This is a genomic window from Muribaculum sp. An289 (assembly GCF_002159555.1).
GTDB classification, from domain to species: Bacteria; Bacteroidota; Bacteroidia; order Bacteroidales; family UBA932; genus Merdivivens; species Merdivivens faecigallinarum.
This window is the reverse complement of sequence record NZ_NFIV01000002.1, coordinates 244,964-257,217: the sequence shown is the minus strand read 5'-3', so window position 1 is coordinate 257,217 and position 12,254 is coordinate 244,964. Positions and strand designations below refer to the sequence as shown.

At 50.9% G+C, this 12,254-nt stretch carries 11 protein-coding genes and 1 other RNA gene; 4 read left to right on the top strand and 8 right to left on the bottom strand.

Annotated features, from left to right (window positions below; genetic code table 11):
- Nucleotides 1-75 precede the first annotated feature (75 nt).
- From B5F83_RS02715 to B5F83_RS02700, 4 genes are all read right to left on the bottom strand, one after another.
- Complete coding sequence (locus B5F83_RS02715; RefSeq protein WP_343234002.1) at nucleotides 76-1,791, bottom strand: YgiQ family radical SAM protein; 1,716 nt, start codon at nucleotides 1,789-1,791, stop codon at nucleotides 76-78.
- A 3-nt stretch (nucleotides 1,792-1,794) separates the two neighbouring features.
- Nucleotides 1,795-3,579, bottom strand: a complete 1,785-nt coding sequence (argS, locus tag B5F83_RS02710; protein ID WP_087275107.1) for an arginine--tRNA ligase — start codon at nucleotides 3,577-3,579, stop codon at nucleotides 1,795-1,797.
- Between the two features lie 74 nt (nucleotides 3,580-3,653).
- Nucleotides 3,654-4,514 carry an RNA polymerase sigma factor RpoD/SigA gene (locus B5F83_RS02705; protein WP_087275108.1) on the bottom strand — a complete coding sequence of 287 codons (861 nt, stop codon included), beginning with the start codon at nucleotides 4,512-4,514 and terminating at the stop codon, nucleotides 3,654-3,656.
- Nucleotides 4,515-4,549: 35 nt separating this feature from the next.
- The gene (locus tag B5F83_RS02700; protein ID WP_158094131.1) at nucleotides 4,550-5,680 is read right to left on the bottom strand and encodes a trypsin-like peptidase domain-containing protein; all 1,131 of its coding nucleotides are present in this window, start codon (nucleotides 5,678-5,680) and stop codon (nucleotides 4,550-4,552) included.
- 131 nt (nucleotides 5,681-5,811) lie between these two features.
- Here B5F83_RS02700 and dnaN point away from each other — a divergent pair, with 131 nt between their 5' ends.
- From dnaN to B5F83_RS02680, 4 genes are all read left to right on the top strand, one after another.
- A complete protein-coding gene (dnaN, locus tag B5F83_RS02695) occupies nucleotides 5,812-6,933 on the top strand; it encodes a DNA polymerase III subunit beta (protein ID WP_087275112.1) in 1,122 nt (373 codons plus the stop codon).
- Between the two features lie 12 nt (nucleotides 6,934-6,945).
- On the top strand, nucleotides 6,946-7,716 hold the full coding sequence (locus tag B5F83_RS02690) for a 3'-5' exonuclease (protein ID WP_087275113.1): 771 nt from the start codon (nucleotides 6,946-6,948) through the stop codon (nucleotides 7,714-7,716).
- Nucleotides 7,713-8,288, top strand: a complete 576-nt coding sequence (locus B5F83_RS02685) for a hypothetical protein (RefSeq protein ID WP_087275115.1) — start codon at nucleotides 7,713-7,715, stop codon at nucleotides 8,286-8,288. Before B5F83_RS02690 ends, B5F83_RS02685 begins: the two co-directional genes overlap by 4 nt.
- A gap of 69 nt (nucleotides 8,289-8,357) precedes the next feature.
- Nucleotides 8,358-9,827 (top strand): aminoacetone oxidase family FAD-binding enzyme, encoded by a 1,470-nt coding sequence (locus tag B5F83_RS02680; protein WP_087275117.1) that lies wholly within the window; start codon nucleotides 8,358-8,360, stop codon nucleotides 9,825-9,827.
- 603 nt (nucleotides 9,828-10,430) lie between these two features.
- On the opposite strand, the gene ffs is transcribed toward B5F83_RS02680, so the two are convergent.
- From ffs to B5F83_RS02660, 4 genes are all read right to left on the bottom strand, one after another.
- An RNA gene (ffs, locus tag B5F83_RS02675) (signal recognition particle sRNA small type) lies at nucleotides 10,431-10,530 on the bottom strand.
- Between the two features lie 76 nt (nucleotides 10,531-10,606).
- Entirely contained in the window at nucleotides 10,607-11,083 is a 477-nt protein-coding gene (locus B5F83_RS02670) for a cytidine deaminase (protein WP_087275119.1), read from the bottom strand.
- A gap of 81 nt (nucleotides 11,084-11,164) precedes the next feature.
- A complete protein-coding gene (locus B5F83_RS02665; RefSeq protein WP_143822544.1) occupies nucleotides 11,165-11,845 on the bottom strand; it encodes a hypothetical protein in 681 nt (226 codons plus the stop codon).
- Nucleotides 11,826-12,248, bottom strand: coding sequence for a hypothetical protein (locus B5F83_RS02660; RefSeq protein WP_087275124.1), 423 nt, complete (start codon nucleotides 12,246-12,248; stop codon nucleotides 11,826-11,828). Before B5F83_RS02660 ends, B5F83_RS02665 begins: the two co-directional genes overlap by 20 nt.
- Nucleotides 12,249-12,254: the final 6 nt, after the last annotated feature.

Sequence of the window (12,254 nt, the reverse complement as noted above, 5' to 3'; positions counted from 1 at the left end):
TTTTCAAAATCCGCCGCAATTTTAGTACATTTTTCTCAATGTCAAGCAAATTTTAAAAATGTTTTATAAAAATTTTCAATGATTTTTGAAGAAAAACGATTTTTGACGTTTTTTGCGCTCCACGTCCCTCTCCACGAAAACCGGTTTCAGGGTTTTTGGGTCGAGTCCGGAATAGAACATGACGGAAGAAGCAGTCATCGGAGTCGGGGTGAAATCCTGCACCTGTTCCATGTAAAGGCCCTCCAGATACCTGTTGCGGGAAAGCCGTTCCATATCCTCCATCGTGCAGCCCGGATGGCCCGATATGAAATACGGCACCAGCTGCATGCGGACACCCTCGCGGGCGCAAATCCTGTCGAATTCGCCGCGCAGACGTTCGAATAGCACGAAGGAGGGCTTGGCCATCAGCGCGAGCACATGCCCTTCGGTATGCTCCGGAGCCACTTTGAGCCTTCCGGAAGTATGTTTCAATATGAGTTCCGTCAGATATTTGCGGGAAGTCCCGTCCACGAATCCGTCCTTGTCTATAAACAGGTCGTAACGTATCCCGCTGCCGATGTACGAATGCCTTATGCCTTTTAAGGCGTCCACTTTGGCATACAGGCCGAGAAGCCTTGCATGGGAACGGTCCATATTGTCGCAAGGGGACGGGAAAAGGCAGGATTTCCTGCGGCACCTTGCGCACCGCTCCCTGTCCTTGCCTTTCATTCCGTACATGTTGGCCGTAGGCGCCCCCAAGTCGGATATGTTGCCGGCAAAACCGGGAAGCCCTGTCAAGGCCGCCGCTTCCCTCAATATAGAACCTTCCGAGCGTTCCTGTATGAATTTTCCCTGATGGGCGGCGATTGTACAGAAATTGCATCCTCCGAAACAGCCTCTGTGGGTCGTAATGGAAAACTTTATCATGTCGTATGCCGGTATCCGCTTGCCCCTGTATTTCGGATGGGGAAGTTTCGTGTAAGGCAAATCGTAGAATGAATCCATCTCCTCTTCGGTTGCAGGAGGATAAGGAGGGTTCACACGGACGAAACCTCCGCCGCAAGGCTCGACAATAACCGGCGGTTCCAGCATGTTGGCAGCCGTCTCTATATGATGGAAATTGCGGGCGAATGCCTTCCTGTCCTCAAGACAGTTCTCGAAAGGACTGAGGACAAGCGCCCCATCGGGATAATTTTTCCCGTCCTGGTAAAAGGCAATCTGCGGAATCTTCCTTATGTCGTAAACACGCCTGCGTGCCTCGATGGCCCTCGTGAGCTCAAGCATCGGGCGTTCGCCCATGCCGTAACAAAGATAGTCAGCCCCGCTTTCGACGAGTACGGAAGGCTTGAGCGAATCGGACCAGTAATCGTAATGTGCGAGCCTTCTCAAGGAAGCTTCGACTCCGCCTATCACTACCGGGACATCGGGATATATGGATTTCAGAATGCGGGTGTAGACAGTCACCGCATAGTCCGGACGCATTCCGGCACGTCCTTCGGGAGTATAGGCATCGTCGCTGCGAAGCCTTTTGGCCGCGGTATAATGGTTCACCATCGAGTCCATTGCCCCGGAGTTCACCCCGAAATAGAGCCGCGGAGCCCCCAATTTCCTGAAATCGCGCAAATCATCGCGCCAGTTGGGCTGAGGGACAACCGCTATCCTGTAGCCGTATTTTTGCAGATACCTTGCAATTACCGCCGTCCCGAAAGCCGGGTGGTCGATAAAGGCATCCCCGGTAAAAATGATTATGTCGATATAATCCCAGCCGAGTTCCCCGACCTCCCTGGCCGTAGTCGGAAACATATAAGCCATGGCCTACATCCTTTCAGGCAGCCTGATTCCGAGGATGCCCATCGCCTTCACCAGTACCTTCGCAATGTCGGAAATCAGGACGAGGCGGTACGCAAGCACTTTCCCATCCGGCTCCCTCAATATCGGAGTGTCATGATAATACTGGTTGAACTCTTTGGCGAGGTCGTATGCATAGTTGGCTATGACTGCCGGAGAATGCTGTTCCACCCCGTCGGCTATGCGTGCAGGAAAGTCGTTCAGAATCTTTATAATGCGGATTTCCTTTGCAGACGGCTCCACTCCCTGCGGCAATGCCCCCGCTTCCATCCCGTTTTCCTTTGCCTTGCGCAGAATCGACTTGATACGCGCATGGGTATACTGTATGAAAGGACCGGTATTGCCGTTGAAATCAATCGATTCGTTAGGGTCGAAGAGCATTGTCTTCTTCGGGTCTACCTTTATAATAAAATACTTCAGGGCACCGAGGCCGATTGTTTTCGAGAGTTCATCGCATTCGGCATCGGAAAAACCGTCCGTCTTCCCATGCTCGACGGTCATCTCCTTGGCAGTCTCATACATTTTCTCGATGAGGTCGTCCGCATCGACGACTGTCCCTTCGCGGGATTTCATCTTCCCGTCAGGAAGTTCGACCATACCGTATGAAAGATGGTGTATTGAACCGGCCCACGGGAAACCGAGTTTCCCGAGAATCAGCTTCAGGACCTGGAAATGGTAGTTCTGTTCATTGCCGACGACATATATGTGTTCATCAAGGTTGTATTCGGAAAAACGCTGTGAAGCCGTACCCAAATCCTGGGTAATGTAGACCGAAGTACCGTCCTTGCGGAGCAGGAGCTTGCGGTCAAGGCCGTCCGCCGTGAGGTCGCACCATACCGAGCCGTCTTCGGCCTTCTCGAAGACTCCCATATCGAGCCCTTTCTGCACCAATGACTTGCCGAGAAGATAGGTCTGTGATTCATAATAAGTCTTGTCGAAAACGATGCCGAGCTCTCCGTAAGTCTTGTCGAAACCCTCGTAAACCCAGCCGTTCATGGTTTTCCAGAGCTCCACGGTATCCTTGTCGCCCTGTTCCCATTTTACCAGCATTTCCTGGGCCTCTTTCAGGATTGGCGCGTTTTTCTCGGCCTCCTCCTTCGTCACGCCTTCGGAAACCAGCTTCTCGACTTCCTCCTTATAGAGGTCGTTGAACTTCACGTAAAAATCCCCTACGAGATGGTCGCCCTTTATGCCGGAAGACTGCGGAGTGACACCGTTGCCGGTCTTCAGCCAGGCTATCATGGACTTGCAGATATGGATACCGCGGTCATTCACGAGATTGACACGGATTACCCTGTATCCGCCGGCCTTCATGAGTTCGGAAACAGACCAGCCGAGAAGGATGTTCCTGACATGGCCGAGATGCAGAGGCTTGTTGGTATTCGGGGACGAAAATTCCACCATGACCGTCTTTCCGTTGGAAGGAAGCTGGCCGAAATCCTCAGAAGAAGTGATTTCCTCCAGAGCCTCGTTCCAGAAAAGAGGGGAAAGCGAAATATTGAGAAAACCTTTTATCACATTGTACGAAGCCACCTCGGACACATTTTCCGAGAGCCATTTGCCTATGGCCCCGGCGCATGCCTCCGGAGCGCATTTGGCTGCCTTTACAAAAGGAAAGACTACCAGAGTGTAGTCTCCCTCGAATTCTTTCCTTGTGGACTGAATCTGGACCTGCCCGTCGGCAGGCTCGAAACCGTACAACGCCGAAACGGCTTCCTTGCATTTCGAAGCCAGAAATATGTCAGGATTCATAAAAATCGTATTAGTTTTCAATTAATAAAAGGGACTGCTGCCATGCGGACGGGTGTCCGGGGCAGCTCCCGGGATTATCCCAAATAACTCTTGAGGAGCTTGCTCCTTGAATTGTTTTTAAGCCTTCTGATGGCCTTTTCCTTAATCTGCCTTACGCGCTCGCGGGTGAGGTTGAGTTCCGCACCTATTTCCTCAAGGGTCTTTTCCTGGCATCCGATGCCGAAGAAATATTTGATGATATCCCTTTCCCTGTCGGCAAGGGTGGACAGGGCCCTTTCTATTTCCTTATGGAGGGATTCGTATACCAGTCCCTTGTCGGCATTAGGCGAATCGTTGTTCGGCAGCACGTCCAGAAGGTTGTTGTCCTCCCCTTCCACGAAAGGGGCGTCCACGGAAACATGGCGGCCCGAAACGCGCAGGGTATCCGAAATCTTGTCCTGAGGGATATCGAGCATCTCGGCGAGCTCCTCTGAGGAAGGCATACGCTCGTTTTCCTGCTCGAATTTCGAAAGCGCCTTGTTTATCTTGTTCAGGGAACCGACCTGGTTCAACGGCAGCCTTACAATCCTCGACTGCTCGGCCAAAGCCTGAAGTATGGACTGTCTGATCCACCACACCGCATAGGATATGAACTTGAAGCCCCTTGTTTCATCGAATTTTTCCGCAGCCTTGATAAGGCCGAGATTGCCTTCGTTAATCAGGTCCGGGAGGCTGAGCCCCTGGTTCTGGTACTGCTTTGCCACGGAAACCACGAATCTGAGGTTTGCCTTGGTAAGTTTGTCCAAGGCCGCCTGGTCACCCTGGCGTATCCTTTGGGCGAGTTCCACTTCTTCCTCTACGGTTATAAGCTCTTCACGGCCTATTTCCTGAAGATACTTATCCAGGGAAGCGCTTTCCCTGTTGGTAATGGATTTTGTAATCTTTAATTGTCTCATTATAAAAACTGTCTCCTTTTCTTTCTGTCTGACGGCTACCGTTCCGCGAAGACGACCTCCATGACAAGTTCCCGTCCCCTTCTCGAAACCGTGACATCCACCTTTTCGCCCTGCCTGTAGGAACTTATCAGTTCACGCACGGCTTCGGCATCCCTGGCAGGCTCGGAACCTATCTTCAGAAGCACGTCTCCGGCCCTTATTCCTGCCTTGTCGGCATTTCCTCCCGGAACGACTCCGGTAATATATACGCCATCTTCGGAAGAAAGTTTCAATTGCGATGAAAAATTTTTATCAATATTCTGCATGACTATTCCCAACGAGGCGCGGTGGACCGAACCGTACTGTATGATGTCGTCGGCGACCTCCATCGCCATGTTTGACGGAATCGCGAAAGAATACCCCGAATATGCGCCCGTTTCCGATATTATGGCCGTATTGATGCCCACGAGGGCTCCGGTCTTGTCCACAAGGGCCCCGCCGCTGTTTCCGGGATTCACGGCGGCATCGGTCTGTATGAACGACTCGATTTTGAATTCCCCTGTATAATTAGGCATTTTCCTGCCTTTGGCGCTGACGATACCGGCCGTTATCGTGGACTGCAATTGATAAGGGCTCCCTATGGCCAGCACCCACTCGCCTATGCGCAGATTGTCGCTGTCGGCGACCGGAATGGTAGGAAGGCTTTCGCCGTCCACCTTTATCACAGCCACATCCGTAGCCGGGTCCGTCCCTATCAGGTCGGCCGAATATGTAGTGTTGTCATTCATCGTCACCTCTATTTCAGTGGCCCCTTCCACTACATGATTGTTGGTCAGGATATAGCCGTCCGGAGTGATAATCACCCCTGAACCGGAACCTATCTGTTCGCGGGGGACGGTCTGGCCGTAACCGAAAAAGAGTCCGAGAATCCCTGACGGGACGTAAGTTTCTGAACGTTTGACGACCGTAACCGATACCACGGCCTCGACGGCGCTTTCCGCCGCGAAAGTGAAATCGGGATAATCGTCGGCTGACAGATTGACAGACCGGGTGATTCCGGAAGAGTCGTTCCTCACCACGGAAATCCTGTCCGCAGATTTTTCCAGCATCCTGTCAGTGGTAAAATACGCCGCAGCGGCGCCGAAAACGATTGCCAGAACGATGACAAGTATGTAATTCCTTTTCATATCTTTTGTTTTTATGGCGCACTGAAAAATCAAAATACATGCCAGCGGCATTCCTTTTATTTTTCAAAAATTATAACTACATTTGTAGTCTGTTATGCCGTTTTTAACATGAAAATTAAAACAATTATTATATGAAATTCACAACATCCAGTTCGGAACTCCTGAAAGAGCTCCTGTCGGTACAGAGGGTTATCTCTTCGAAGACCGTTCAACCGATACTTGAAAACTTTTTGTTCGTCCTGAAAGGCAACATTCTGGAAATAACCGCCTCCGACATGGAAACCACCCTGAGGAGGACCGTCGAAATCGACGATGTGGAAAGCGAGGGCTCGATTGCCGTACCGGCCAAGCTCCTTACCGACTCGCTCAGGGAATTCCCGGATCAGCCGCTCTGTTTCGAAGTAAAGACAGACACGTCGATGGAAATCAGCTGGTCCAACGGACAGTTCCAGATACCTTATTTTCCTGCCACGGATTATCCTGAAATCCCTGAAATGGCAAGTTCGGTATCGCATCTCGACATTCCGGCGGAGACTTTGCTGAACGGCATCAACTACACTATCTACGCAACCGCCGACGAGGAGTTCAGGCCGGTAATGAACGGTATCCTTTTCGACATGGAAGCCGAAGGGCTTACGCTCGTGGCCTCCGACGCCCACAAACTGGTATGTTATTCGACTGACAAAATCAAGCCCGAGGAAGTATCGAGCTTCATCCTGCATAAAAAGCCGGCAGGCATACTGAAGAGCCTGTTGTCGAAAAGCGAGGACAATGTGAGGATTTCCTTCGACAGCAAAAACGCATTCTTCGAATTCGAAGGCACTATCCTCGTATGCCGCCTCATCGAAGGCAGGTATCCGGCATACAAGAGTGTCATACCGGCCAACAACCCCAACATACTGACTACGGAAAGGGCACAGCTGCTCAATGCCGTAAGAAGGGTGGCCGTATGTTCCGACCAGGCCACGAGCCAGATAAAGCTGTCGCTGCATGACAACGAGCTCGACATTTCGGCCCAGGACCTCGGCTTCTCCACTTCGGCTTTTGAAAAGATGAGCTGCCAGTACGAAGGTTTCGACCTCGAAATAGGCTTCAAGGCCTCTTTCCTCATAGAGATACTGAGCAATCTGCCTTACGACGAAATAGAAATCCGTTTCGGGGACTCGGTGAAGGCCGCACTAATATTGCCTGCGGAAGCCGATGAAGACTCGGACAGGATATGCGCTCTGCTGATGCCGATACGCATCAATTAAAAAAGGAAGGAAATGCAGCTGAATCTCAGAAACCCTATCATTTTTTTCGACATCGAAAGCACCGGGCTGAGCGTGTCGCATGACAGAATAGTGGAAATCTGCGCCGTAAAAGTGTTCCCTAACGGGGACAGGGAAATAAAGACAAGACGGATAAATCCGACAATCCCGATTTCCGAGGAAGCAAGGAAAATACACGGCATCAGCAACGAGGACGTAAAGGACTGCCCTACTTTCAAACAAATCGCCAAAAGTCTGGCCGACTGGATGAAAGGCTGCGATTTTGCCGGCTACAACTCATTCAAATTCGACCTTCCGATACTGGCGGAGGAGTTCCTGCGGGCCGGAGTGGACTTCGATTTCCGGAAGCGCAAGATGATAGATGTCCAGAACATTTTCCACAAAATGGAACAGCGTACCCTTGTCGCCGCATACAAATTCTACTGCGACAAGGATCTCGAAAACGCGCATTCGGCCGAAGCGGACACCATTGCCACGCTGGAAGTCCTCGAAGCGCAGCTGGACAGGTATCCGGACCTGAAGAACGACGTGGGCTACCTTGCCGATTTCTCCAGAAGGTCCCGGTTTGCCGATTATGCCGGCCGCATCGTCTATGACGATTCCGACAGGCCCGTATTCAATTTCGGAAAACACAAGGGGAAGCTCGTGACGGAAGTACTGAAAACAGAACCGAGCTATTACAGTTGGATGATGGACGGGGATTTTGCCCTCGACACCAAAAAGGTGCTCACGGACATATACCTCTCCCTGAGGAATGACAGATGAATATAATCGTTTCACTTTTCGGCAGCAACGGCACGGACTATTGTTTCAGGCCCGACACGACACTGGAGAAGGAAAGTTTCGATTACTACATTCCCGACGGTGTTTCGGAACTGACGTATTCGCCGGTGCTCTTCGTCAGGCTTTGCCGGGCGGGCAAGGCCATCGGCGAAAAGTTTGCCGGAAGGTACTATGACTCGGGAGGCTTCGGGGTGCTGCTCTACGGGGAAAGCATCATCGGAAGCGGAGCGGCGGCAGGCCTGTCCATGGCTTCCTCCTTAGACAAGACCTCATTGCTGCCCTTCCCCCTGATTGACAAAGACGTACTGGAAAACAGCGAGAACAGTTTTTCGCTTTCGGTAAACGAGCGTTCAGTGAACGGAAACGGGACATTCGCATGCCATCCGGCGTTTGCCGAAATACCGGAAATACTGCACAGGATATCCGTCCGCACATCCCTGCGCACAGGAGACATCGTTGCCGTGGAACTCGGCGAAAGGCTGCCCATACATGCAGGGGAAAAGCTTTGCGGAATGTTGAACGGAGAAAACATTTTCTCGATTTCCGTCCTGTAGCCAGGGCTGTTCAGGTTTACCGGGCCTGTCCCGGTTTACCAGCCCGGCTAAGGTTTAGAAAAATAATCCATGAAAGAAAACGACAATACCACCGGCAGGGCCGGGACTGCACAGGAGGCTGGCAGGGCTGGGACTGCACGACTTGGCAGCTACGGCACGGAGGAAGTGGCGGACATAGTCGTCATAGGCGGCGGGGCTTCCGGCATGATGGCTGCCCTTACGGCAAAAAAAGCCGGTAAAGACCTGTCCGTCGTGATTCTCGAAAAAATGCCCCGTCCGGGGAGGAAAATCCTGGTTACCGGCAAGGGCCGGTGCAATCTGACGAACGCCTGTGACTGGGACGAATTTTCACTACACATACATCCCAAGCCAAATCTTCTGAAACATGCCTTCCGGGCTTTCACGCCATCGGACACAATAGCGGCTTTCAATGCGATGGGGCTTGATTGCGTGACAGAGAGAGGAAGGCGGGTCTTCCCCGCATCGATGAAGGCGATGGATGTCGTGGACACCCTCGCCGGCAGCCTGAAACGTTCCGGAGTCGAAATACGGTGCGGGCTGAAAGTTGAAAAGATAGAAAAAACTCCCGAAGGATTTTTCCACATATTCTACACGATGGCCGGCCGCCGTTCGGACATTCCGAAACGCGGCAACAACTGTGGCATTCCGGGTGGCAGCAACTGTGGAATTCAGGGTGGCAATGGTATTCAGGGTGGCAATGGCATTCCGGAACGCAGCATGATTACAGCGAAAGCCGTCATATTGGCTACCGGCGGCCTCTCCTACCCGGGCACCGGCTCAGAAGGAGACGGCTATCCCATGGCAACAGCACTCGGCCACAAGATTGTGCCCTGTTTTCCTTCCCTGACAGCCTTACGGCCGGCAGGATACGCGACATCACGGAAACTTCTCGAAGGAATCCATCTCAAAAACGTGTCCCTGTACCTTTTCATCAACGGCAGCCTCGTACAGGAAGAATTCGGCGAACTCGATTTTACCGATGGAGGAATCGAAGGAGCACTTGGTTTCAGGGTCAGCAGAAAGGCCGTGAAAGCATTGGCAAACGGAGCTTCCGTAACCGTACGCATCGACTTGAAACCGGCATTGGATGAAAACCAACTCGAAAAGAAGCTCGGTAATGCCGGCATGCTCGATGGCAGCAAGTCACACACGGAATCTTCCATTCCGGTATCAATCCTGTCTTCCTTAATCCCGACTTCTATCGCAAAAGCCCTTGCGGCAACGAACAAGGCCAATATCAAACGTTACGGACTTGCCGCTTCATTAAAAAAATGGGACTTTGCAATCGAAGGATACACCGGCTACGAGCGGGCGGTCATCACTGCCGGCGGCATTTCTGACGATGAAGTCAATCCAAAAACAATGGAATCAAAACTCGTCCCTGGTCTGTACTTTGCCGGTGAAATCCTCGACATCGACGGGGACACCGGGGGATACAACCTCCAGATTGCCTGGTCTACAGGGCATGCTGCCGGACTGGCAGCAGGACTGGCAGCAGGACTGGCGGCAGGGAAGTAGGCTGAAAAGGGGAAGCCGTCAACAACAGAAAGCCATGAGGCAATTACAATTTTCCAGGACAGGTAAACTTTTTTCAGGACGGGACGAACCTGACAGCCACCCTGTATTTTTACAAGTTATTGATAATTAATAATTTATCAAAAACCATCCTGCGCTTGGGTACTTTCTGAGATACCCAAAGCCAGCCCTTATTTTCATAACTAACTGATTATCAACAGTATCAAACTTAACAAGATGGACATGGAGTGGAAAATATGTCGATAAAATCCGGTTTTCCTTCCTTCATCATGGCCTTTGTCTTTTTTCTCCCGGGATGTCGCTTTTCTATCACGAAATGGAACCGTGAAGTGTAGCCAACTTTATGGATGTGTTGACTATCGGTATTTAATAAAGGGGAAAGTGCACCTGATTCGCGGCAAACTGGTTCACTTTCCCCGGGAAAAACGGCGAAATGGCGGTAAAATCAACATTTTCGGCAGGAAAGTGCACCAAAAAAGCGGGAAAATGGTTCACTTCCCCCCCTAAAAAGACAGATGAGGAATACCGTTGGGAACAATATTCCCGGGGGAGCGGGCAAAATGAAAAGGGTATGCTAAAAAAGAAAAAGGGTAAGCTGAATACATCGCACCGCTACAACCATCTACCCTTGCTGCCTTCCGGCCCTGGGGGAGTTCAATAGGAGCTGGTCGTGTATGACTTACCCGAATGCAAAGGTAAACATTTTTCCGATATTGCAAAAATTTTTCAATCCAGATTATTAGCCCAGATTACCAAGGTTATTAATCCAGATTATTGAAAATCAGAGGCAGTATCGAATCGACTGACGGAAAGACATAAATCCGGTCCTTCCCCGCAAGGATTACACGCATCTTCTTGCCGGAACGCTTCTGCACTTCGGCCATGACCTGACGGCAGGCACCGCAGGGCGCAGCGGGCTCTGAGCAAAAATCGCCATTTTGGAAAGCCGTTACCGCCAATGTTTCGACAGGCACATCGGGATGTGAGGCATTGGCATAAAACATGGCTACCCTTTCGGCGCAAAGTCCCGACGGGAAGGCCGCATTTTCCTGATTGGCCCCTTTGATGACGGTCCCGTCCGCGAGCCTGACAGCCGCGCCGACATTGAATTTGGAAAAAGGAGCATATGAACCGCCCGTCGCCTCCCGGGCGGCAAGCACCAGTTCCCTGTCTTCAGCCGGAAGCTCGTCAGCCGAAGAATATTCATCGAATTTTATCGTAAAAAATTTCTGTTCCATAAATATTCATAATTTTCCTGCCTTCACAGTCGTTCATGGTCTGTAACGACCGCACCGTCAAGGCGTGGGGAAATGCTGCAATTATCGTTCCGCTTTAACAGAATCCGTTTTAACGGAATCCTGTCCATGCTCCGGTCCCTGTCCCGGCCGCACGGCACCGGAATCTGCCAGTCTTTTAAGATATATGCTAAGATTGGTATCCCGGCTGCCCAAACCGAGCTTACGCCGCAGGGTGCTGTCGATATTGTAGTGCCCGGGAAGATTGACAAAATTTCCGACATCCTTGCCGCGCAACCCCATCGCATACAGGCAGCAATAGCCGCATTCCCACTGCGTGAGGCCGCAACTTTCAAGATGCTCGATGAATGCAGGATGGCTTCGGGAAAAACAAAGCCTCGTGGACTCCATGAAACCGTCCTTGTCATCCAAAAGCTCTGACAGTTCTTTCTCCGAAGAACGGTAAGACTGCTCACTGCCGATAAGCTTGGAAGCTAAGATCCCGTCGAGTACCGAGAGACGTTTCAGAATGGCTTCATGGACGGCTTCATCCTTAACGGAACCCTCCGAAACAATGGATTCCAGTTCGTTTTTCTGGGCTTCGGCCTTGGCATAAAGCTCTTCGAGGCGTTTCTTTTCGGAAGCCTGCCGCCTGTATTTAATGAACATGCGTATGCCGATATAGATAACGTCCGCCATGAATATTCCCATGACGACAATAAGGAAAATGACGACAGCCCTCAAATCACCTTGCATCTCTGTCACCCTCCCCTGCTTTTACCTGCCGTTTTTTGTATGAAAAATAGAAAGCCACGGTCATAGTGATTGAAATGCCCAACGGCCTCGAGGCAATCCTGAAAATACTCAAGTCCTCGTCCTGCCCGAATGCCATATATCCCACAAGGAAGACAAGCAACAGGTAGAACATTGCCGCCAAAGGATAAAGCATGAAAAAGAAAACTACCCAATCATGAATCCGCCAGTCGTGCTTGCGTATAAGACGTATTACGATATAAGTCAAAGCTGTAAAAAATACCAGACTGGAAAAATACACGTTCTCAAGGCATTCAACAATACTGAAATCATGATTTTGAACAAAATCGGACAATGTAAGAAAAGCAAACATCGCCAGAGACAAAAGCAAAGATTTCAGAATCTTCTTTTTCATATTTTC

Bases quoted from the DNA above. Each gene is read 5' to 3' on its own strand.
- B5F83_RS02715 (WP_343234002.1), bottom strand. From the start codon at position 1,791: ATGGCTTATATGTTTCCGACTACGGCCAGGGAGGTCGGGGAACTCGGC.
- argS (WP_087275107.1), bottom strand. From the start codon at position 3,579: ATGAATCCTGACATATTTCTGGCTTCGAAATGCAAGGAAGCCGTTTCG.
- B5F83_RS02705 (WP_087275108.1), bottom strand. From the start codon at position 4,514: ATGAGACAATTAAAGATTACAAAATCCATTACCAACAGGGAAAGCGCT.
- B5F83_RS02700 (WP_158094131.1), bottom strand. From the start codon at position 5,680: ATGAAAAGGAATTACATACTTGTCATCGTTCTGGCAATCGTTTTCGGC.
- dnaN (WP_087275112.1), top strand. From the start codon at position 5,812: ATGAAATTCACAACATCCAGTTCGGAACTCCTGAAAGAGCTCCTGTCG.
- B5F83_RS02690 (WP_087275113.1), top strand. From the start codon at position 6,946: ATGCAGCTGAATCTCAGAAACCCTATCATTTTTTTCGACATCGAAAGC.
- B5F83_RS02685 (WP_087275115.1), top strand. From the start codon at position 7,713: ATGAATATAATCGTTTCACTTTTCGGCAGCAACGGCACGGACTATTGT.
- B5F83_RS02680 (WP_087275117.1), top strand. From the start codon at position 8,358: ATGAAAGAAAACGACAATACCACCGGCAGGGCCGGGACTGCACAGGAG.
- B5F83_RS02670 (WP_087275119.1), bottom strand. From the start codon at position 11,083: ATGGAACAGAAATTTTTTACGATAAAATTCGATGAATATTCTTCGGCT.
- B5F83_RS02660 (WP_087275124.1), bottom strand. From the start codon at position 12,248: ATGAAAAAGAAGATTCTGAAATCTTTGCTTTTGTCTCTGGCGATGTTT.